At 61.6% G+C, this 20952-nt stretch carries 19 protein-coding genes and 1 pseudogene; 14 read left to right on the plus strand and 6 right to left on the minus strand.

Features of this window, described 5'->3' with window-relative positions; translation table 11 throughout:
* Positions 1–133 precede the first annotated feature (133 nt).
* The 7 genes from ACZRMO_RS01755 (at position 134) to dacB (ending at position 7619) form a co-directional block, all read left to right on the plus strand.
* Positions 134–757: a DUF1120 domain-containing protein gene (locus ACZRMO_RS01755; RefSeq protein WP_463971689.1), complete on the plus strand. Its 624-nt coding sequence runs from the start codon at positions 134–136 to the stop codon at positions 755–757.
* A 225-nt stretch (positions 758–982) separates the two neighbouring features.
* A complete protein-coding gene (locus tag ACZRMO_RS01760) occupies positions 983–1621 on the plus strand; it encodes a DUF1120 domain-containing protein (RefSeq protein WP_463971690.1) in 639 nt (212 codons plus the stop codon).
* A 93-nt stretch (positions 1622–1714) separates the two neighbouring features.
* Complete coding sequence (locus ACZRMO_RS01765) at positions 1715–2185, plus strand: nuclear transport factor 2 family protein (RefSeq protein WP_463971691.1); 471 nt, start codon at positions 1715–1717, stop codon at positions 2183–2185.
* A gap of 36 nt (positions 2186–2221) precedes the next feature.
* Positions 2222–2494 (plus strand): GIY-YIG nuclease family protein, encoded by a 273-nt coding sequence (locus tag ACZRMO_RS01770; RefSeq protein ID WP_463971692.1) that lies wholly within the window; start codon positions 2222–2224, stop codon positions 2492–2494.
* A 75-nt stretch (positions 2495–2569) separates the two neighbouring features.
* Entirely contained in the window at positions 2570–3505 is a 936-nt protein-coding gene (locus ACZRMO_RS01775) for a glutathione S-transferase family protein (RefSeq protein ID WP_463971693.1), read from the plus strand.
* Positions 3506–3669: 164 nt separating this feature from the next.
* Entirely contained in the window at positions 3670–6090 is a 2421-nt protein-coding gene (locus ACZRMO_RS01780) for a TonB-dependent siderophore receptor (protein ID WP_463971694.1), read from the plus strand.
* A gap of 98 nt (positions 6091–6188) precedes the next feature.
* Positions 6189–7619 carry a D-alanyl-D-alanine carboxypeptidase/D-alanyl-D-alanine endopeptidase gene (gene dacB / locus ACZRMO_RS01785; RefSeq protein ID WP_463971695.1) on the plus strand — a complete coding sequence of 477 codons (1431 nt, stop codon included), beginning with the start codon at positions 6189–6191 and terminating at the stop codon, positions 7617–7619.
* Between the two features lies 1 nt (position 7620).
* On the opposite strand, the gene ACZRMO_RS01790 is transcribed toward dacB, so the two are convergent.
* A complete protein-coding gene (locus tag ACZRMO_RS01790; protein WP_463971696.1) occupies positions 7621–8400 on the minus strand; it encodes an IclR family transcriptional regulator in 780 nt (259 codons plus the stop codon).
* Positions 8401–8520: 120 nt separating this feature from the next.
* Here ACZRMO_RS01790 and hmgA point away from each other — a divergent pair, with 120 nt between their 5' ends.
* From hmgA to ACZRMO_RS01810, 4 genes are all read left to right on the plus strand, one after another.
* The gene (gene hmgA / locus ACZRMO_RS01795) at positions 8521–9804 is read left to right on the plus strand and encodes a homogentisate 1,2-dioxygenase (protein ID WP_463971697.1); all 1284 of its coding nucleotides are present in this window, start codon (positions 8521–8523) and stop codon (positions 9802–9804) included.
* Between the two features lie 3 nt (positions 9805–9807).
* Complete coding sequence (gene fahA, locus ACZRMO_RS01800) at positions 9808–11094, plus strand: fumarylacetoacetase (RefSeq protein WP_463971698.1); 1287 nt, start codon at positions 9808–9810, stop codon at positions 11092–11094.
* A gap of 13 nt (positions 11095–11107) precedes the next feature.
* Positions 11108–11743 carry a maleylacetoacetate isomerase gene (maiA, locus tag ACZRMO_RS01805; protein ID WP_463971699.1) on the plus strand — a complete coding sequence of 212 codons (636 nt, stop codon included), beginning with the start codon at positions 11108–11110 and terminating at the stop codon, positions 11741–11743.
* 173 nt (positions 11744–11916) lie between these two features.
* A complete protein-coding gene (locus tag ACZRMO_RS01810; protein WP_463971700.1) occupies positions 11917–13287 on the plus strand; it encodes an MFS transporter in 1371 nt (456 codons plus the stop codon).
* A gap of 125 nt (positions 13288–13412) precedes the next feature.
* Here the strand turns inward: ACZRMO_RS01810 and ACZRMO_RS01815 are convergent, their stop codons facing one another.
* Positions 13413–14216 carry a SirB1 family protein gene (locus ACZRMO_RS01815; RefSeq protein ID WP_463971701.1) on the minus strand — a complete coding sequence of 268 codons (804 nt, stop codon included), beginning with the start codon at positions 14214–14216 and terminating at the stop codon, positions 13413–13415.
* A gap of 187 nt (positions 14217–14403) precedes the next feature.
* On the opposite strand from ACZRMO_RS01815, the gene ACZRMO_RS01820 reads away from it, so the two are divergent.
* Positions 14404–15423 (plus strand): Glu/Leu/Phe/Val dehydrogenase family protein, encoded by a 1020-nt coding sequence (locus tag ACZRMO_RS01820; protein ID WP_463971702.1) that lies wholly within the window; start codon positions 14404–14406, stop codon positions 15421–15423.
* A 55-nt stretch (positions 15424–15478) separates the two neighbouring features.
* On the opposite strand, the gene ACZRMO_RS01825 is transcribed toward ACZRMO_RS01820, so the two are convergent.
* Positions 15479–15739, minus strand: coding sequence for a YebG family protein (locus ACZRMO_RS01825; RefSeq protein ID WP_010564043.1), 261 nt, complete (start codon positions 15737–15739; stop codon positions 15479–15481).
* Positions 15740–15989: 250 nt separating this feature from the next.
* On the opposite strand from ACZRMO_RS01825, the gene ACZRMO_RS01830 reads away from it, so the two are divergent.
* Positions 15990–16478, plus strand: a complete 489-nt coding sequence (locus ACZRMO_RS01830) for a phosphate-starvation-inducible protein PsiE (RefSeq protein ID WP_463971703.1) — start codon at positions 15990–15992, stop codon at positions 16476–16478.
* Here ACZRMO_RS01830 and ACZRMO_RS01835 read toward each other — a convergent pair.
* From ACZRMO_RS01835 to ACZRMO_RS01845, 3 genes and pseudogenes are all read right to left on the minus strand, one after another.
* Positions 16475–16789 carry a DUF3509 domain-containing protein gene (locus tag ACZRMO_RS01835; protein ID WP_207039954.1) on the minus strand — a complete coding sequence of 105 codons (315 nt, stop codon included), beginning with the start codon at positions 16787–16789 and terminating at the stop codon, positions 16475–16477. The two genes, ACZRMO_RS01830 and ACZRMO_RS01835, sit on opposite strands and share 4 nt — an antisense overlap.
* 250 nt (positions 16790–17039) lie before the next feature.
* Positions 17040–18332: pseudogene (locus ACZRMO_RS01840) on the minus strand (serine/threonine transporter).
* 60 nt (positions 18333–18392) lie between these two features.
* The gene (locus ACZRMO_RS01845) at positions 18393–19769 is read right to left on the minus strand and encodes an L-serine ammonia-lyase (protein ID WP_463971704.1); all 1377 of its coding nucleotides are present in this window, start codon (positions 19767–19769) and stop codon (positions 18393–18395) included.
* Between the two features lie 174 nt (positions 19770–19943).
* On the opposite strand from ACZRMO_RS01845, the gene ACZRMO_RS01850 reads away from it, so the two are divergent.
* Entirely contained in the window at positions 19944–20855 is a 912-nt protein-coding gene (locus ACZRMO_RS01850; protein WP_463971705.1) for a LysR substrate-binding domain-containing protein, read from the plus strand.
* Positions 20856–20952 lie beyond the last annotated feature (97 nt).

Here is a 20952-nt window from a genome sequence, read left to right on the forward strand (position 1 = left end):
CGCTCTATAACGGCCGCGTTTTACTGTGGGTCCGTTGTGGCAAGTTTCCTTGGCTTGTCGGTTTCGTCCCTGCGAATGAGTGAGCGTGAAGTGCACTTGCCCGCGACCACACACTTTCCATGAATTATAACTGATGACATTCAAGCTGATGTATTTGCCTGCGGCTTTGCTACTGGCCGGAGTTACCCCTGCGTTCGCTACCTCCGGCGTGGACCTGAGCGTCAAAGGGTTGATTACCCCGGTGGCTTGCACACCGGTCCTGTCACGTGGAGGTTCGGTGGATTACGGCAAGATCTCAGCCCAGGACCTGAACCCCACGGGCCGTACACTGCTGCGCAAAGAGCGGGTGCAACTGACGGTCAACTGTGACGCCCAGACCTTGATGGCGGTGAAGGCCTCGGATAACCGCCGCGACAGCTCGCTCGGACTGCCCTACTACGGATTAGGCTTGGCTCCCGGTGGGGCGAGAATAGGCGGGTATGAGATGGCAACGGAAAATGCGATAGGGGACGGCGTGCCTCACCCTGTGATCGAGCGCAGCATTGATGGCGGTGGTTGGATGGACGTGGAAGGCAACATGTCTTGGCAACCCGGTTGGGAGCGTACGCTCAATGCCGGAAAGTATGTTCCGCTGCCGATGCAAGTGTTTCAAACCGATATAGTCATTGCCCCATGGATCAGTGACAAAAGTTCTCTGCCGATCACGAGCGAGATTGAGATGGATGGCAGTGTCACGTTTACCGTCATTTATCTCTGAGCCTAAGTAAATTGTGGCGTGTGACAATCGTAAGTCTCCAAATCGTAATGTTTGTATTCAACTAAGCGTTGGCGGGATCTACAGTAGCCACGTGTTTCGGTCTTGAATGATTGAAACCTAAAATCCTAGTCCTAAATAATAAAGTCGACAGTGAATGATTTGTCGGGCGAGAGGGTGCTCGTGCTTATTGACTCGCTGTCAGGCTATAGATGGAAGCCTTAACTAATGAAACAGTCTTTAACCCTGCTGGCGGCCGCGCTGATGCTGTCCGGCGTATCAACTTCGTTCGCTGCATCCAGCGTAGACCTGAGTGTCAAAGGGATGATCACTCCTTCGGCCTGTGTTCCCACCTTGTCGGGCGGGGGCGTAGTGGACTACGGCAAGATCTCCGCCCAGGATTTGAAGCCTAACGGTTTTACCCCATTACCCGAGGGCAGATTGGAACTGTCGGTGGCGTGTGAAGCGGCAACGCTGATGGCCGTCAAAAGCACTGACAACCGTCCTGGAACGTCCGCCGAGCCTGGTGCGTTCTTGAAAAACTTTGGCCTGGGCCTGGCCAGCGGCGATAAAAAAATTGGTTGGTACCTGTTGAAAATGGCCAATGCGACAGGCGACGGAGTGTCCCGGGCAATTATTGAATCTGAGGATGGCAACAGTTGGATAGATGCGTGGGATACCATTTGGCAGGTTGGCTGGATGCGCACGCTAAATGGCGCTTCGGGTGGAGCGGCGACACCACTGCCGCTGCAAAACTTGAAGGTCGATGTGATTATTGCTCCGACCCTTGCTGAGAAGCGATCACTGCCTATCACAGAAGAAATACTGCTGGACGGCAGCGCCACCTTCGACGTCGTTTACCTGTAAGCGCACCCAGTACCTGCGCTGTAGAGGGATCATGGCTTTCTTGCTCTGTCGGGACTATTGTGCGACATCCTGACGATACCCTCGGAGCCTGCCATGAGTGATACCCATAACGCCCTGATCACCCGCTTCTACCAAGCGTTCCAGCGCCTGGACGCCGAAGCCATGGCCGCCTGCTACACCGACGATGTCGTGTTCAGCGACCCGGCCTTCGGCGAACTGCACGGGCGCGATGCTGGTGATATGTGGCGCATGCTCACCACCCGCGCCAAGGACTTTTCCCTGACCTTCGACAACGTGCGTAGCGACGAACACAGCGGCGGCGCGCATTGGGTGGCGACCTACCTGTTCAGCGCCACCGGCAACACCGTGGTCAACGATATTCAGGCGCGCTTTGTCTTTCGTGACGGCAAGATCAGCGAGCACCACGACAGTTTCGACTTGTGGCGCTGGTCGCGTCAGGCGTTGGGCACCAAGGGCTTGTTGCTGGGCTGGACGCCGTTGGTGAAAAACGCAGTGCGTGCCCAGGCATTGCGCGGTTTGAAGGCATTCCAGGCCAGTCGTTGATAAGCTTGGCGCCTCTTTGCCTTGCCGAATCCATCTGTGAACACACCTGAACCCAAACCCTGGTTTGTCTACCTGGTACGCGCTGCCAACGGCTCGCTGTATTGCGGCATCAGCAATGACCCGCTGCGCCGTTTTGCCATGCACCAGAGCGGCAAGGGCGCGCGGTTTTTCCTTTCCAGCCCGGCCGTGGCCCTGGTGTACACCGAGCAATGCGCGAGCAAGGGCGAGGCGTTGCGCCAGGAACGGCTGATCAAGAAATTGAAGAAAAGCGCCAAGGAATGCCTGGCGGCCAGTGGTTCATTGATTTGACTGATGGGTTCCCATCGCCCCCAAACGGGATGTTGCAGGCTAAGCTAGCGGCTCACTTCTAGAGCGGAGTCCGGCATGTCTGAGCTTATTCTTCACCATTACCCGCAATCCCCCTTTGCTGAAAAAGCCCGCCTGTTGCTGGGCTTCAAGGGTTTGTCCTGGCGTTCGGTGTTGATCCCGCCAGTGATGCCCAAGCCTGACCTGACTGCCCTCAGCGGCGGCTATCGCAAGACCCCGGTACTGCAAGTCGGCGCAGACATTTACTGCGACACCGCCTTGATCGCCCGCCGCCTGGAACAGGAAAAATCTGCCCCGGCGCTGTTTCCCCAAGGCTTGGAACTGGTCAGCCAAGGCTTCGCCGCCTGGGCCGACTCGGTGGTGTTTTCCCATGCGGTGGCGCTGGTGTTTCAACCCGAATCCCTGGCGGTCAAGTTTGCCAAGGTGCCGCCGCAAATGCTCCAGGTGCTGGTGGCTGATCGCGGCAAACTGTTCAGTGGCGGCACGGCGGCGCGCGTGCAATTGGACCAGGCCCTGCACCAATGGCCGGCGATCGTCAGCCGTATCGATCAACAATTGAAGCACCAGGCCGGGGATTTCCTGTTCGGTGAGCCTTCCATTGCCGACTTCTCCCTGGCTCACCCGTTGTGGTTCCTCAAGGGCTCCTCGGTGACATCGCCGCTGGTGGACGCTTACCCGGCTGTTGCCGCCTGGCTGGACCGCGTGTTGGGCTTCGGCCATGGCACCTCCACCCAGATGAGCGCCGAGCAGGCCCTGGAAATTTCGCGCAACGCCACGCCGGCCAATCTGCCGGACGAAGTGTTCGACGACTTGAATGGCTTCACCCGGGGCCAGCAAGTGACCATCAGCGCCACCGACTATGGCACCGACCCCGTTGCGGGTGAACTGCTGTTTGCCGGGCGCGAAGAGCTGATCCTGCGCCGTAGCGATGAACGCGCTGGCACCGTGCATGTGCATTTCCCACGCATGGGTTTTCGCATTCAGGCGCAATAAGATCGTCCCCACGCTCTGCGTGGGAACGCATCCGCCGACGCTCCGCGTCTTGTTCTCGGAAATATTTTGAATTTTATGTGAGGTAAACCTGCGGCCCATCCGTGTAGTGCTTGAAACTGCGATCAATTCGCATTAACAGCGTTTTCTACACGGGTTCTCACAGCATGAAGTTGACGGCGGGCGGTTGGGTTAAACAGTGGCTGGGAGCCTCGGTATTGGCGGTCTCGGGGTTGGCGTTGCTGCCCCTGGCCGTGGCGCAGGCGCAAGAGCAACAAAGCGCCCAGTTCAACTTTGCCCTGGCAGCCAAGCCGCTGCCCCAGGCCCTGAGCGATTTCAGCCGCGTCACCGGGATCAGCGTGATCTACACCGATGAAGCGCCGTACGGCCTCAAGGCTCCAGCCGTCAGCGGGCAGATGAGCGCTACCCAGGCTCTGCAACGTCTGCTCGGCAACTCCGGCTTTACTTTCCGCCAGATCGACGCACGCACCCTCGCACTGGAACCTGCACCCACTGACGGCGCGGTCAACCTCGGTGCCACCACCATCAGCGGCGTCGGCCAGCAGACCCAGGACAGCACCAGCTACCAGCCGCCGCCCACCAGTTCGGTGATGCGCTCCAAGGCGCTGCTGCTGGAAACCCCGCAAACCGTCAACGTCGTCCCGGCCCAAGTGCTGCGCGACCAGACCCCACGCAACCTGGATGACGCCCTCGGCAATATCAGCGGCATCACCCAGGCCAACACGCTGGCCAGCACCCAGGATGCGGTGATGCTGCGCGGTTTTGGCGACAACCGTAACGGCTCGATCATGCGCGACGGCATGCCGGTGGTGCAGGGCCGTGCACTGAACGCCACCGCCGAGCGCGTCGAAGTGCTCAAGGGCCCGTCGTCGTTGCTGTACGGCATCCAGGACCCGGGCGGCGTGGTCAATATCGTCAGCAAAAAGCCGGAACTGGTGCAGTCCACCGCCCTGACCGTGCGCGGCTCGACCTTTGGCGACGGCAAGAACGGCAGCGGCGGCAGCCTCGACACCACCGGCCCGATCGGTGACAGCGGCCTGGCTTACCGACTGATCGTCGACCATGAAGACGAAGATTACTGGCGCAACTTCGGCACCCACCGCGAGACGCTGGTGGCGCCGTCCCTGGCCTGGTACGGCGACAATACCAAGTTGCTGTTTGCCTACGAGCACCGCGAGTTTCTCTCGCCGTTCGACCGTGGCACCGCCATCGACAAGTCCAACCACCCGCTGGACATCCCGTCCACCCGCCGTCTGGACGAGCCCTTCAACAATATGGAAGGCCGCTCCGACCTGTATCGCTTCGAAGCCGACCACGACCTGAACGACGATTGGAAAGCCCACTTCGGCTACAGCTGGAACCGCGAGACCTACGACGCCAGCCAAGTGCGCGTCAGTGCGGTGGCCACCGACGGCACCCTGACCCGCAAGATGGACGGCACCAAGGGCGCGATCACCACCGACCGCTTCACCACCGCCAGCCTCGAAGGCAAGGTCAACGCATTCGGCCTGCAAAACGACCTGGTGTTCGGCATGGATGACGAGTACCGCAAGATCTACCGTGCCGACTTGATCCGTCAGAACTCGCGTGGCTCGTTCAACTACTACAACCCGGTCTACGGCAACGAAGTCGCTGGCACCACCGTCAGTGCCGCCGACAGCGCCCAGACCGACCTGCTGCGCAGCGACTCGCTATTCTTCCAGGACGCGATCCACCTCACCGACCAGTGGATCTTCGTCGCCGGCGCGCGCTACCAGATGTACGACCAATACGCCGGCAAGGGCGTGCCGTTCAAGGCCAACACCAACGGTAATGGCCAGGCTTGGGTGCCGCGTGCGGGCCTGGTGTATCGCTACACCGACGAGTTGTCGTTCTACGGCAGCTACACCGAATCGTTCAAACCCAACTCCACCATTGCCGCCCTGGCGGATGGCAGCAAGTTGACCGGCGACCTGACACCCGAGGAATCCAAGTTCTGGGAACTGGGGGCCAAGCTCGATATTCCTGGACGCATCACCGCCAGCGCGGCGCTGTTCAATATCGACAAGCGCAATGTGTTGGTCTCCGTCGGTTCCGGCGCGAACACTATCTACAGCATTGCCGGCCAAGTCCGCTCCCGTGGCCTGGAACTGGACGCCAGCGGCCAGTTGACCGACCAGTGGAGCCTGATCGGCAGCTACGCCTACACCGACGCCGAAGACGTCAAGGACAAGGACCCGACCCTGGAAGGCAACCGCCTGCAAAACGTCGCCAAGCACACCGGCTCGCTGTCGGTGGCCTACGACTTCGGCAGCATTTTCGGCGGCGACCAGTTGCGTGTGGGCACTGGCGCCCGCTACGTCGGCGAGCGCGCAGGTGACGCGGCCAACGACTTCACCCTGCCGGGCTACACCGTGGCGGACGCGTTTGCCACCTACGACACCAAGATTGACGGGCAGAAGGTCAAGTTCCAGCTCAACGTGAAGAACATGTTCGACCGCACCTACTACACCTCGGCGGCCAGCCGCCTGTTTGTGTCGATTGGCGATGCGCGGCAGTTCTCGGTGTCCAGCACGCTGGAGTTCTAAGCCTGACCCCTGTGGCGACGATTCGACAAGCTCCCTCGCCACAGGGGGAGTGAGCTGGTAGCGTTGCTGCACTGATTTCTCGCGGAAACAAAGCACCGATGCAATTTGCAAAGTTGATCTACACCAGCGCACTGCTGTTGCTGCTGAATGGCTGCGCCAGCGTTTCGCAAACCACGTCCCTCGACCAACTGCTGGCCGACCCGGCGCTGCACGGCGCCACGGTTTCGCTGACCGTGCGCGATGCCCGCAGTGGCACCACGCTCTATCAGCACAACCCGCGCACGCGGCTGGTGCCGGCCTCCAACCTCAAGTTGCTGACCACCGCGGCGGCGATGGATGTGCTGGGTCCGCAGTACCGTTTTGCCACCCAACTGTTGAGCAGCGGTGTGCAGCAGGGCGAGCGCCTCAACGGCAACCTCTACCTGCGCGGCCTGGGCGACCCGACCCTGCAATTCGCCGACTACCAGGCCCTGGCCGCACAACTGGCAAGCAAGGGCATCCGCCAGGTGCAGGGCGACCTGGTGTTCGATGACACCTGGTTTGACGCTGAGCGACTGGGCGTCGATTGGTCCCACGATGATGAAAGCACCTACTACGGCGCGCAGATTTCGGCGCTGACCGTGTCACCCAATGCGGATTTTGATGCAGGCACCGTGCTGGTCACGGCCAAGGCGCCGGTGCGGACTGGCCAGCCGGTGGCGGTGACGATCTTTCCGCCCACCGACTACCTGCAACTGAGCAACCGCGCCATCAGCGGGCCGGGCAACACCTATGGGATCAACCGTCGCCACGGCACCAACCTGTTGCAACTCAGCGGCGCGGTCGCGCCGGGCAAGCAGAGCCGGCAACTGGTGAGTGTGTGGGAACCGACGCAGTTGGTCGCCAACCTGTTCGAGCAGGCGCTGGCGCAGCAGGGCATCACCGTGCTCGGTCGTCGCGTGATCGGCGGCGCAAGCCCGGCCACGGCGAGCGTGCTGGCCGAGCACCAGTCGGCGCCGTTGCAGGCGCTGATCACGCCGTTGCTCAAGCTGTCGAACAACAACATGTCCGAAGCCTTGCTCAAGGCCATGGGCCGCAAAGCGTCGAATAGCGGGACAGCGTCGGCAGGCGTGGCGGCGGTGGCGGGCTTCATGCAGCGACAGGGGCTGGATACGACGATGTTGAGGCAGGTGGACGGCTCGGGTCTGTCGCGGATGAACCTGGTGTCTTCGCAAGCGCTCACCGACCTGTTACTGGCCGCGAGCAAACAGCCCTGGTTCGATGCCTGGTACAACGCGCTGCCGATCGCCGGCAACCGCGAGCGCATGACCGGCGGCAGCCTGCGCTTTCGCCTGCGCGAAACCCCGGCGGCGAATAACCTGCACGCCAAGACCGGCTCCATGGCCGGCGTCTCCTCATTGGGGGGCTACATCACCGACGCCCACGGGCGCCGCTTGGTGTTCTCGATGATCAGCAACAATTACCTGGCCAGTGGCGCGCAGATCAAGGCCCTGGAAAACCGCGTCGCGCTGACCTTGGCCAACTGGTGACTCAGGGCTGATAACCCATGCGCCAACTCACGGCCCGGGTCGCCGCCAGCAAGTGCTGCGCCGCCGGGCCGTCTTCATCGGCGTGGAACAGTGAGGTGGGGCCGACCACGGTCATGACTGCCGCCACTTGCCCGACGGCATTGAATACTGGCGCTGATAGCGCATCCACACCGGGCATCAGCAAGCCATGCACAAAGTGCAGGCCACGGTTGCGGATCTGTTCGCACGTGGTGGCGTAGGCCTGATCGTCGGCCAGGGCGTGGGCGATCCCTGCCTCGATCTCGCGCGCCCTTAAATCCACCGTTTCCCGCGACGGCAGGAAGGCGCTGAATACCAATCCCGTGGACGAACTGAGCAGCGGCAACACCGAACCCAGTTGCGTCACCACCGTGACCGCACGCACGGCGGGCTCGATGTGCACCACGGTTGCGCCCTGGTTGCCCCACACCGCCAGGAAGCAGGTTTCATTCAGCTCATCGCGCAGCTCGGCCAGGGGCAGGGCGCCGACCTTCAGCACGTCCATGCTGCCCAGCGCGGCCAGACCCACGCGCAACGCTTCGCGGCCGAGGCCGTAATGGTTGGTGGCGGTGTTCTGTTCGGCAAACCCCGAGGCGATCAACGCCTGCAAATAGCGATGCACCTTGCTTGCGGGCATCTGCACATGTTCGGCCAGGCGCGACAGCGAAGTGGCCGGCGACAGTTCTGCGAGGGCCTTGAGGATGTCGGTGCCCACTTCGGCCGAGCGGACTTTCTGTTTACCGGTGTCGCGGGGCTTTTCCATGGAAGGGCGAGAATCCGAGAGATGAATGGGCGTCTTTATAGCTTGACGGTCGATAGTGATCAAATTACGTTATGCGTAACTGGATTACGATAAAAACAACTTCCGCGTAGAGGATGATCCATGAACCTCGAATACCTGTCGGGCTTCGGCAATGAATTCGCCAGCGAAGCCCTGCCTGGCGCATTGCCAGTCGGCCAGAACTCCCCGCAAAAAGCGCCCTACGGGCTGTACACCGAACTCTTCTCCGGCACCGCCTTCACCATGGTCCGCAGCGAAGCCCGGCGCACCTGGCTGTACCGCATCCAGCCGTCGGCCAATCACCCGGCGTTTATCAAGCTGGAGCGGCAATTGGCCGGTGGGCCGCTGGGCGCGGTGACCCCGAACCGCTTGCGCTGGAACCCGTTGGATATTCCCGGCGAGCCGACGGACTTTATCGACGGACTTGTCGGCATGGTCGCCAACTCCAGGTCGGAAAAACCCTCAGGCATCAGCATCCACCACTACCGCGCCAACCGCTCGATGGAGCGGGTGTTCTTCAACGCTGATGGCGAACTGTTGATCGTTCCCGAGCAAGGCCGCCTGCGCATCGCCACCGAGCTGGGCGTGCTGGACGTGGAGCCGCTGGAAATCGTCGTGCTGCCCCGTGGCCTCAAATTCCGCGTCGAACTGCTGGACGCTCAGGCGCGTGGCTACGTCGCCGAAAACCACGGCGCGCCGCTGCGCCTGCCGGACCTCGGTCCCATCGGCAGCAACGGCCTGGCCAACCCGCGGGATTTCCTCACGCCGGTGGCGCACTACGAAGATCTGAAACAACCGACAACCCTGGTGCAAAAATTCCTCGGCGAACTGTGGGCCTGCGAGCTCGACCACTCGCCGCTCAACGTGGTGGCCTGGCACGGCAACAACGTGCCGTACAAATACGACCTGCGGCGCTTCAACACGATTGGCACGGTGAGTTTCGATCACCCGGACCCGTCGATCTTCACCGTGTTGACCTCGCCCACCAGCGTGCACGGCCTGGCCAACCTCGACTTCGTGATCTTCCCGCCGCGCTGGATGGTGGCCGAGAACACCTTCAGGCCGCCGTGGTTCCACCGCAACCTGATGAACGAGTACATGGGCCTGATCCAGGGTGCCTACGACGCCAAGGCCGAAGGCTTCCTGCCCGGTGGCGCGTCGCTGCACAGCTGCATGAGCGCCCACGGCCCGGACGGCGAGACCTGCACCAAGGCGATCAACGTCGAGCTGGCGCCGCACAAGATCGACAACACCATGGCCTTCATGTTCGAGACCAGCCAAGTGCTGCGCCCGACCCAGTTCGCCCTGGACTGCCCGCAACTGCAACCTTCTTATGACGCGTGCTGGGCCTCGCTGCCCGCCACCTTCAACCCGAACCGGAGATAACCCATGACTCAGCCAACCACTACCCGCAGTTGGGTATCTTCTGCTAACGGTCACGCCGATTTCCCGCTGCAAAACCTGCCGCTGGGCGTGTTCAGCGTCAACGGTTCTGCGCCGCGCTGCGGCGTGGCGATTGGTGATTCGATCCTCGATCTGCACGCGGCCATCGACGCGTTTGCAGGCGAGGCGCGCCGTGCTGTCGAAGCCACTGCCGGTGGCCAGTTGAACGCGTTTTTCGAACTCGGCCGTGGCCCGCGCGTGGCGTTGCGCGAGCGCCTGCTTGAACTGCTCGCCGAAGGCAGCCCGCTGCAATCCCGTGAAGCCCAGGTGTTGCACCGCGCCACCGATTGCCAGATGCATGTGCCGGCGCGCATCAACGACTACACCGACTTTTACGTCGGTATCGAACATGCGCAGAACGTCGGCAAACTGTTCCGTCCGGACAACCCGTTGCTGCCGAACTACAAGTACGTGCCGATTGGCTATCACGGTCGTGCCTCGACCATTCGCCCGTCGGGTGTGGATGTGCGCCGTCCCAAAGGCCAGACCCTGCCTGCCGGCCACACCGAGCCGACGTTTGGTCCGTGCGCCCGCCTGGACTACGAACTGGAACTGGGCATCTGGATCGGCCAGGGCAATGCCATGGGCGACTCGATTGCCATTGGCGACGCGGCCGAGCATATCGCCGGTTTCTGCTTGCTCAACGACTGGTCGGCGCGGGACATCCAGGCTTGGGAATACCAGCCGCTGGGACCGTTCCTGTCGAAAAGTTTCATCACCACCATCTCGCCATGGGTGGTCACCACCGAAGCCCTGGAACCGTTCCGCAAGGCCCAACCGGCCCGCCCCGAAGGCGATCCACAACCGCTGCCGTACCTGCTGGATAAACGTGACCAGGCCGCTGGCGCGCTGGATATCGAACTGGAAGTGCTGCTGACCACCGCTGCGATGCGCGAACAAAACCTGCCGGCCCATCGCCTGGCCCTGAGCAATAGCCTGCACATGTACTGGACGGTTGCGCAGTTGGTTGCGCATCACAGCGTCAACGGCTGCCAGTTGCAGGCCGGTGACCTGTTTGGTTCAGGCACGTTGTCTGGCCCGCAGGAAGGGCAGTTTGGCAGCCTGTTGGAAATGACTGAAGGTGGTAAGAAAGTGGTCGAGTTGCCGTCCGGCGAAGTGCGCAAGTTCCTTGAAGACGGTGACGAAATCATCCTGCGTGCTCGTTGCCGCCGCGAGGGCTTTGCCTCCATCGGCTTTGGCGAGTGCCGTGGCACGGTCGTCGCCGCGCGTTAAGAGGGCTCGGGTGATGGAACTCTATACCTACTACCGTTCTACCGCGTCGTACCGGGTGCGTATCGCCCTGGCGCTCAAGGGCGTGGGCTTCACCGCGGTGCCGGTCAACCTGCTGGTGCCGGCCGGTGGCGCCAACCGCCAGCCCGAGTACCTGGCGATCAACCCGCAGGGCCGCGTGCCAGCCTTGCGCACCGAGGACGGCGAGCTGTTGATTCAGTCGCCGGCGATCATCGAGTACCTCGACGAACGTTATCCACAGGCGCCGCTGCTGTCCAAAGACCTGGCCACCCGTGCCCATGAACGTGCGGTGGCGTCGATCATTGGTTGCGATATTCATCCGCTGCACAACTCCAGCACGCAGAACCTGCTGCGCCAGTGGGGGCATGACGAGGCACAGGTGCTGGCGTGGATCGGCCATTGGATCAGCCAGGGCCTGGGCGCGGTGGAGCAGTTGATTGGCGACAAGGGTTATTGCTTTGGTGAGCAGCCGGGCATGGCGGATGCGTTTCTGATTCCGCAGTTGTATGCGGCGGAGCGCTTCAAGGTGCCGTTGGTGGCGTATCCGCGCATAGGAAGGGTGGCCGCATTGGCCGCTCAACATCCAGCCTTTATCCAGGCACATCCCGCCAATCAACCTGACACTCCCTAAATACAAATGTGGGAGAGGGCTTGTGTGGGAGCGGGCTTGCTCGCGAAAGCGGTCTGTCAGCCAAAAATGTTCTAACTGACCCACCGTCTTCGCGAGCAAGCCCGCTCCCACACAAGCCCGCTCCCACATTGTGATCCGCGTTGTTCCAATAAAAATAAGACAGGTACCTTGCGATGCACAATCAGATTGCCAGCTTTCGCGCGGCACTCGACGCCCGTCCGGTGTCGCGCTATCAGTGGTTGATCCTCCTGTTGCTGGCGCTGTTGCTGGTGACCGATGGCTATGACGCCCAGGTGCTGGGTTATGTGGTGCCGGCCCTGGCCAAGGATTGGGGCCTGGAAAAAGCCGCGTTCGGCCCGGTCTTCAGCGCCAACCTGCTGGGGCTGACCCTCGGCTCGCTGCTGGTGACGCCGCTGGCTGACCGCTTTGGCGTGCGGCGCATCCTGTTGGGCTGCGTGTTGATCTACGCCAGCCTCACCCTATTGATGGTGTTCGCCAACTCGCTGACCAGCCTGATGGCCGCGCGTTTTATCTGCGGCATCGGCATGGGCGGCGCCATGCCCAGCGCCATGGCGCTGATGTCGGACTACTCACCGCCGCGCCTGCGCACCTTGATGGTGACGCTGGCCGCGTGTGGCTTCTCGTTTGGCGGCGCGGCAGGCGGGTTTGTGGCCGCAGGGTTTATCGACAGCTTCGGCTGGCAGGCGGTGTTCCTCGCCGGTGGCGTGACGCCGTTGCTGCTGTTCCCGTTTCTGCTGTGGCTGCTGCCGGAGTCATTGCCACGCTTGCTGCGGGATGCGCCGCCCTATGCACGCTTGCACCAGGTCACCACGCGCATGTTGCCCGGTTGGCAGGCACCGCCGCCCAGCACGGCAGAAAACCTACAGGAGCAGGGCAGTAAACTGACGGTGGTGGAGCTGTTCCGCAACGGCTATGCACGCCCGACGCTGCTGATATGGGCGACGTTTTTTGTCAGCCTGATCCTGCTGTATTTCATGATCAGCTGGTTGCCGTCGCTGCTATTGGAAAGTGGCCTGGCGCTCAAGGAAGCCAACCTGGTGACCTCGATGTTCCTGTTTGCCGGCACCGTGGGCGCCATCGGCATGGCCTGGTTTGCCGACCGCTTGAAAAGCAAAGTGCGCCTGCTCTCCGGCGTGTTGGCAACGGCTGCGCTGTGCACGATCCTGCTCGGCTTGAATCACGACAACCCGCGTTATCTGGTGGCCTGCGTGTTTGCCGCCGGGTTTTGCATCATCGGTGGGCAACTGACCCTGAATGCCTTCGCCAGCAATTTCTACCCGGCGCACGTACGCGCCACCGGAACAGGCTGGGCGCTGGGTGTGGGTCGGTTTGGCTCGATCCTGGGGCCGCTGTTTGGCAGCCTGTTGTTGGCGATGCATATTCCTGTGCAGCAGATCTTTTTCTTTTGCGCGATTCCGGCGGTGGTGGCGGCGTTGTTGATTATCCAGGTGCGATCACCGGGCTCACATGAGCCAGTGAGTCCATTGCATGGCGACATTCTCAAAGCACCGATCAACCACTGATTCACCGCCGTTCAAAATGTGGGAGCTGGCTTGCCTGCGATAGCGGTGCAACAGTCAACAATGTAGTGGCTGACCCACCGCTATCGCAGGCAAGCCCGCTCCCACACAAGCCAGACCTCACTTGGTCAGTGCACCACTGAGTTGGGCGGTAAATGGCCCAATCGTTCGGTCAAGCGCAGGCGCTGGATCGGGTCTTCGCTGAGCATCAGCGCGTGTTCCAGGTCAAAACGTTCGGCATTGGGACAATCCAGCCGCTGGTACAGGCTGGCCCGCGCCAGATAGTCGGCGGCGCTGGCATTGCCCAGCTCCAGTACGCGTTCGGCATCCACCAAGGCCTCCAGCGGCGCGTCATTGGCCAGGTGCAGTTGGCGCAGGTTGCGCGACAGCCGTTGCAGGATCGAACGCGGGTCGGCGCTGTGCAGGTGCTCGGCCTGCAGCTTGAGGTTGGGGCCGTATTGGCGTTGCAGCAGTTCGCGGCAATCGTTGGGGTACAGGCGCCGGCCGCCGCAGGGGTCCAGCAGGTGATCGGCGCCGGGCACCCGCAGCAGGAAGTGCCCGGGGAAATTCACGCCGACCATCGGGATGTGCAGGCGTCGCGCCAGTTCCAGTGCGATCAGCCCCATCACCAGGGGTTGCCCGCGCTTGCGTATCAGCACTTTATCCAACAGGGCAGCGGCGGGGCGCAGCGGGGTAAAGTCGTCCTGGGCAAACCCCAGGTCATTCAGGCGCCGCAGCAACGGCTGGCCCAGTTCATCCGCCGGCAGCATGGGCATTGCCACGCTGACTTGCTGTTGCAGCACCGTCAGTTCCTGCAGGATCAGCAACGGCTGCACAGTGGGGTCGTGCTCGGCGGCAATCCACAGGGCTGCCTCAAACAGTGCAGGGGGCGAACGTTCCAGGCAGGCGAAAAAGGCGGTGCGGGGATTCATTGCATTCTCCGGCGGATGCTCCCGTTTTAGCCTTGCTGGGAATTTTCGTCCAGTAGCTTGGAAAATATCCTGCTTGCTTATGTCGCGTGACCTACAAAAACGCACGGCTTATTCCAGCGTAGTCCGTCGGATTTCTACCGCAAGCCTATACTTGGGCCACTACCAGAAGTGATTCGGGAGCTTGACGATGTTTGCGCTCATGCACAGCACCCGCCTTGAATCGCTGCACCTGAGCGTCGATCCGGTCACCGGGCTGAAGGCGGTCATCGCCATCCATAACAGCCGCCTCGGGCCCGCCTTGGGCGGCTGTCGCTACCTCGCTTACCCCGACGACGAAAGTGCCGTGGCCGATGCCGCGCGCCTGGCCCAAGGCATGAGCTACAAAGCCGCCCTGGCCGGTTTGCCGGTGGGCGGTGGCACGGCGGTGATCCTTCGCCCGGTGCACGTGGAAAGCCGCGCCGCATTGTTTGAAGCATTCGGCCGCTGTGTCGAAAACCTCGACGGTCGCTTCATCACCGCCATCGACAGCGGCACCTCAGTGGCCGACATGGACTGCATCGCCCAGCACACGCGTTTCGTCACCAGCACCACGGCTGCCGGCGATCCTTCCTCCCATACCGCGATGGGCGTGTTCACCGGCATCCGCACCACCGCCATGGCGCGCCTGGGCAGTGACAACCTCGAAGGCTTGCGTGTGGCGGTCCAGGGCTTGGGCAACGTCGGCTTCGCCCTCGCCGAACAACTGCACGCGGCCGGTGCCGAGCTGTTGGTGAGCGACATCGACCACGGCAAAGTGCAACTGGCCATGGAGCAACTGGGCGCGCATCCCATCGCCAACGACGCCTTGCTCAGCACCCCCTGCGACATCCTCGCGCCCTGCGGCCTCGGCGCCGTGTTCAACCGCCAGAGCGTCGGCCAACTGCGCTGCGCCGCCGTGGCCGGCTCGGCCAGCGCGCAGCTGACCAACCTGGACATTGCCGACCAACTGGAAGGACGCGGCATCCTCTACGCCCCCGACTACGTGATCAATTCCGGCGGTCTGATCTACGTCGCCCTCAAGCACAACGGCGCAGACCTGCCCGATATCACCGCGCACCTGTCGAAAATCGGCACGCGCCTGACGGAAATCTTCGCCCACGCCCAAGCCGAAAAACGCAGCCCTGCGCGGGTGGCGGACGAACTGGCCGAGCGCCTGCTCTACAAATAATCCACGCATTAAAAAGGCCCTGAATCCATGATTCAGGGCCTGTTCAATTCGGGCTTTATTCCGCCGGCGGGTTCAGCAACTCGGACAGCGCGTCCGGTTGGCTCTTGAACGCCTTGGCAAACACATCGCGGTTCTTCGCCATGTAGATCCCGGCTTCCTCAACCTGCTGTTCGCTCAACGACGGCACGGCCTTTTGCAACACTTCTGCGAGCAACTCAGCGAGTTCAAGCATTTTGTCATGACGGTCAGCTTCGGCTTTATCCATGAACAAACGCTCCAGATCTCGGCTGCTGCGGTATACCACTTCGACGGCCATTCACCACCTCACATGCCTTCACGATAGTTGTCTTTTGCGACTACTGTATTTATATACAGCTAAAAGGGTAAGCCAAACCGGGGGGTTTGGGTAGCAGTTTTTTACTGTAGTCCGTAAATACAGGTTTGAAGTGTCTCATGTCACCCCGCCATCATCTCACCTAGCAGTGTCTGGCCTTTTTTCTGCATGCAGAGCAACCGTCACGTCCAACCCGCATTATCCGGTCGAGCCGACCTAAGGAAGCATCATCGTGAAAATCAACTGGGCCGAAAGGCTGCGCCAGAACGTGCATGAACTGGCCGAGTCCCTGGGTAACCTGTTTGTCGAGTCGTTCCACTACCTGGCGCTGTTCGCCATTGGTGCGGTGACGGCCTGGGCGGCGGTGATGGAATTTTTGGGGATGCTGGAGAACGGGCATATCAAGATCGATGACATCTTGCTGCTGTTCATCTACCTGGAATTGGGCGCGATGGTCGGGATTTACTTCAAGACCAACCACATGCCCGTGCGTTTCCTGATCTACGTGGCAATCACCGCGCTGACGCGCCTGCTGATCTCCAACGTGTCCCACCACAACCCGCCAGACGTAGGCATCATCTACCTGTGCGGTGGGATTCTACTGTTGGCGTTCTCGATCCTGGTGGTGCGTTACGCTTCGTCGGCGTTCCCCTCGGTGAAAGTCGAAGGCCCGCGTCGCAAGGGCCAAGCGAGCCTGGAAACCGAGAAAGGCGAGCTTTAAAGCCCGACGCTGAAGGGCAGCGCTCGCGCCGGCGGGCGCTGCAATAGTTTGTGATCGCCGTCGGTCATCACCGCCAGGATCTCCATGGCGCTGTGGCCCTGCTCGATGGCGATGCCGAATTGGATGCTTTGCACCAGGCGTTTGAGCCGTTGCGGGTCGTTGCGTTGCTCGGCGCTGATCATGCGTTTGGCCACCACGCCCGCCTCGTTGGAGAGGGTGAGCATGATGCTGCCATCCAGCCGTTGAATGCTGAGGTTGACGCGGTACTCGGGTGTGAAGGTGTCAGTGATGATCTGAAAAGGATTGTCCATGGTGCGTACCGCCTGATAAGAACATGCAGTCATTGACGGCCGGTGGCGGGAATAGTTCGCGTTTCCTGACCACCGGCCATTTCCCTTATTCCCTGTACAGCAAGGGCCGTGCCGTACAGCACCCCTGTGGGAGCGGGCTTGCTCGCGGATGCGGTACATCAGCCAAGTATTCATTGACTGATCCACCGCATCCGCGAGCAAGCCCGCTCCCACATTTATTCAGTGTTGTTCTTCAGGTTTGTGCGTTGTTTCAGGGCAATACCGAAAAAACGATCGCAGACAGCGCAATCAGCCCAATCACCACCACAAACACATTCGACACCTAGCCCGAATACTGGCGCAGCGATGGCACGCGGCGAATCGCGTACATCGGCATCAGGAACAACAGGCACGCGATGATCGGCCCGCCCATGGTCTCGATCATGCCGAGGATGCTTGGGTTGAAAGTGGCCACGGCCCAGCAGGTCAACACCATGAAGATCGCGGTGGAGCGCTCCAGCCATTTGGCCGACATCGAGCGGTTGCGCCCACGCAGAGATTTGACGATCAAGCCTTGGAAGCCCTCACTGGCACCGATGTAGTGGCCAAGGAAGGATTTGGTAATAGCCACCAACGCGATCAACGGTGCCGCGTAGGCGATCACCGGGGTTTGGAAGTGGTTGGCCAGGTACGACAGGATCGAAATGTTCTGCGCCTTGGCGGCCGCCAGGTCAGCCGGTGACAGGGCCAGCACGCAGCTGAAGCAGAAGAACATCACCGTCAGCACCATCATGCCGTGGGCGGTGGCGAGGATGCCGCTGCTTTTGCGCTCGGCCTGTGGGCCGTACACGCGTTTTTGATCGACGGCGAACGCCGAAATGATCGGCGAGTGGTTGAAGGAAAACACCATCACCGGGATCGCCAGCCACAGGGTCTTGAAGAACAGTGGCATGGGCATGCCATCACCGGCCGAGGCGAAGAACGCGCCGTTCCAGTTGGGGATCAGGCTGAATGCCAGCAACAGCAGCGCGGCGACAAACGGGTATACCAGCACGCTCATGGCCTTGACGATCACGCCCTGGCCGCAACGCACAATGGCCATCAGGCCGAGGATCAGCACCAGCGACAGGATCGCCCGGGGCGGCGGGGCGATGTGCAGTTGGTGTTCCATGAAGCTGCTCAGCGTGTTGGTCAGCGCCACGCTGTACACCAGCAGGATCGGGAAGATGGCAAAGAAATACAGCAGGGTGATCAGCTTGCCTGCACCCACACCGAAGTGTTCTTCGACCACTTCGGTGATGTCGCCGGATTTGCCCGACAGCACAAAGCGCGTCAGCCCACGGTGGGCGAAGAAGGTCATCGGGAAGGCCAGCAGCGCCAGCACGATCAGCGGCCAGAAACCGCCGACACCGGCGTTGATCGGCAGGAACAGGGTGCCGGCGCCAATGGCGGTGCCGTAAAGGCCGAGCATCCAGGTGGTGTCGTGTTTGGTCCAGCCTTTGCTCACGGTCGTTGTTGCAGTTTCAGCAGGATTTTCGGCAGCAGGTGTACGTACATCGGTCATCGTTATTGCCTCGTTATTATTTTTGCGCGGGCTCACGTTGGGACGGTCAGGGAATGCTCCTCAGCATTCCACCCAGCTCACGGCCAGGCCGCCCCGTGAAGTTTCTTTGTATTTGTCATGCATGTCGGCGCCGGTATCGCGCATGGTGCGGATCACCCGGTCGAGGGAGATGAAGTGTTTGCCGTCACCGCGCAGGGCCATTTGCGTGGCGTTGATCGCTTTGACGGCGGCGATGGCGTTGCGCTCGATGCACGGCACCTGCACCAGGCCGCCGACTGGGTCGCAGGTCAGGCCGAGGTTGTGCTCCAGGCCGATTTCGGCGGCGTTTTCCAGTTGCTCCGGGGTGGCGCCGAGCACATCGGCCAAACCGGCGGCGGCCATGGCGCAGGCCGAGCCGACTTCGCCCTGGCAGCCAACTTCGGCGCCGGAGATCGAGGCGTTTTTCTTGCACAGGATGCCGACGGCGGCAGCGGCGAGGAAGAAATTGACCACGTCGTCATCCGACGCTTCGGGGTTGAATTTCATGTAGTAATGCAGCACTGCCGGGATGATCCCCGCCGCGCCGTTGGTCGGTGCCGTGACCATGCGCCCGCCCGCAGCGTTTTCTTCGTTGACGGCGAGGGCGAAGAGGTTGACCCACTCCATTGCAGACAAGGTCGACGTGATGACGTTCGGTTTACCGATTTCCAACAGGCTGCGGTGCAATTTCGCGGCGCGGCGCGGCACATCCAGGCCGCCCGGCAAGATGCCTTCATCGCGCAGGCCTTGTTCCACGCACTCGCGCATCACCGACCAGATGTGCAGCAGGCCGCTGCGGATCTGCTCGTCGCTGCGCCAGGCGCGTTCGTTGGCCATCATCAGTTCGGAAACCCGCAGGCCATGTTTGTTGCACAGGGCCAGCAGTTCCACGGCGCTGGAAAAGTCGTAGGGCAATTGCACGTCGCTGGTCGGCGCAATACCCGATTCAGCCTCAGCCGCTTCGATGATGAAACCGCCACCCACCGAGTAATAGGTTTGTTCGCTCAACAGGCCGCTGTCGCCGAAGGCGTGCAGGGACATGGCGTTGGGGTGGTAGGGCAGGCTTTCGTCCAGCAGCAGCAGGTCGCTTTGCCAGTTGAAGGCAATGTCCTGGAGGCCTGCGAGCAACAGCCGGCCGGATTCGCGCAGGTGCTGGATACGGGTATTGATCGAGGTGGGGTCGACTTGGTCCGGCCACTCGCCCATCAGCCCCATCACGCAGGCACGGTCAGTGGCATGGCCGACACCGGTGGCGGACAGCGAGCCGTACAGGCGCACTTCAACGCGGCGGGTGTCGCTCAGTAAGTGCTGGTCGATAAGCCCTTGGGCGAAGGTCGCCGCCGCCCGCATCGGGCCGACGGTGTGGGAGCTGGACGGGCCGATGCCCACCTTGAATAGATCAAAAACACTGATAGCCATGCTAAAGCCTTACAAGCAATGGAGTAGGAATCGCTGCCATGTTTTGTAGGACGAGCGCAATTGGCGCGATACTGAGCCTCTGGATCGGCACTGACCAACGAATTATCCTAAGACACCCTTTAGCAGGACTAAACCCTTAAGACCCGTCCCCTCCATGGCCAGACCTACGTCTGGTTGCACGTTTTCTCCTGCGCTGCGCGGCATTTGTCGTTCACCCGCTGCGCCGAAGAACTGCACATCACGCCGGGGGCGGTGAGCCAGCAGATTCGCCAGTTGGAGGAGCGCCTGGGGTTCCGCTTGTTCCATCGCCGCGCACGGGGTGTGGAGCTCAGCGCCGAAGGCCAGCGCCTGGCGGCGACGGTGGGGGAGGCCTACGGCAGCATCGATGCCGAGTTGCAGCGGCTGGACGCGGGGATGATCAGCGGCACCTTGCGCCTGCGCTCGATCCCGTCGTTTCTCGGCAAATGGCTGACCCCGCGCTTGCCGCGTTTGCAGCAACGTTTCCCGGACATTCAACTGCGCATGGTCGCCGAAGACAGCAGCATCGCCCTGCACGAGGGCGACTTCGACCTGGCCATCGACTTGAACGACGGCAGCTACCCCGGCCTGTTATCCACAGCCTTGTTGGACGAGCAGATTTTTCCGGTGTGCGCGCCGAGCCTGCTGCGTGGGCGACCGCCGTTGCATGGTCCGGCGGATCTGGCGCATTTCCCGCTGCTGCACGACATCACCGCCTGGCGTGGGAGTTATGAATACGCGGAGTGGGAGTTTTACCTGAATGCCATCGGCTATCACGAAGCCGACGTGCGCCGTGGGCACACCTTCAACCGCAACCACCTGACCATCGAAGCCGCCATCGCCGGCATGGGCGTGGCCATTGCGCGACGCACCTTGCTCAACGACGAACTGGAACGCGGCACCTTGATCGTGCCGTTCGGCCTGGCCGTGCCCAACCATAAACGCTATGTGCTGCTGTATGCGCCAGGCGCGCTGAGCCACCCGGGCGTGCGTGCGGTGCATGATTGGCTGGTGGAAGAAGCGGCGATTTTTCGCGGCTTGCACCCGTTGGGCGACGGGCAATTGTGAGGATTGCTGGGCGTAGGAAGTTGTAACTAACTCCCCACCCTAACAGCGTTTTTGATCGTAGTCAGTGTTAATTTGTAATGTGGGATTTATCTTTGAA

The sequence above is a fragment of the Pseudomonas sp. B611 genome (assembly GCF_055407965.1).

Bases quoted from the DNA above. Each gene is read 5' to 3' on its own strand.
- ACZRMO_RS01780 (WP_463971694.1), top strand. From the start codon at position 3,670: ATGAAGTTGACGGCGGGCGGTTGGGTTAAACAGTGGCTGGGAGCCTCG.
- hmgA (WP_463971697.1), top strand. From the start codon at position 8,521: ATGAACCTCGAATACCTGTCGGGCTTCGGCAATGAATTCGCCAGCGAA.
- ACZRMO_RS01845 (WP_463971704.1), bottom strand. From the start codon at position 19,769: ATGGCTATCAGTGTTTTTGATCTATTCAAGGTGGGCATCGGCCCGTCC.
- ACZRMO_RS01820 (WP_463971702.1), top strand. From the start codon at position 14,404: ATGTTTGCGCTCATGCACAGCACCCGCCTTGAATCGCTGCACCTGAGC.
- ACZRMO_RS01775 (WP_463971693.1), top strand. From the start codon at position 2,570: ATGTCTGAGCTTATTCTTCACCATTACCCGCAATCCCCCTTTGCTGAA.
- ACZRMO_RS01755 (WP_463971689.1), top strand. From the start codon at position 134: ATGACATTCAAGCTGATGTATTTGCCTGCGGCTTTGCTACTGGCCGGA.
- ACZRMO_RS01765 (WP_463971691.1), top strand. From the start codon at position 1,715: ATGAGTGATACCCATAACGCCCTGATCACCCGCTTCTACCAAGCGTTC.
- fahA (WP_463971698.1), top strand. From the start codon at position 9,808: ATGACTCAGCCAACCACTACCCGCAGTTGGGTATCTTCTGCTAACGGT.
- ACZRMO_RS01790 (WP_463971696.1), bottom strand. From the start codon at position 8,400: ATGGAAAAGCCCCGCGACACCGGTAAACAGAAAGTCCGCTCGGCCGAA.
- maiA (WP_463971699.1), top strand. From the start codon at position 11,108: ATGGAACTCTATACCTACTACCGTTCTACCGCGTCGTACCGGGTGCGT.
- dacB (WP_463971695.1), top strand. From the start codon at position 6,189: ATGCAATTTGCAAAGTTGATCTACACCAGCGCACTGCTGTTGCTGCTG.
- ACZRMO_RS01815 (WP_463971701.1), bottom strand. From the start codon at position 14,216: ATGAATCCCCGCACCGCCTTTTTCGCCTGCCTGGAACGTTCGCCCCCT.
- ACZRMO_RS01835 (WP_207039954.1), bottom strand. From the start codon at position 16,789: ATGGACAATCCTTTTCAGATCATCACTGACACCTTCACACCCGAGTAC.
- ACZRMO_RS01760 (WP_463971690.1), top strand. From the start codon at position 983: ATGAAACAGTCTTTAACCCTGCTGGCGGCCGCGCTGATGCTGTCCGGC.
- ACZRMO_RS01825 (WP_010564043.1), bottom strand. From the start codon at position 15,739: ATGGCCGTCGAAGTGGTATACCGCAGCAGCCGAGATCTGGAGCGTTTG.
- ACZRMO_RS01810 (WP_463971700.1), top strand. From the start codon at position 11,917: ATGCACAATCAGATTGCCAGCTTTCGCGCGGCACTCGACGCCCGTCCG.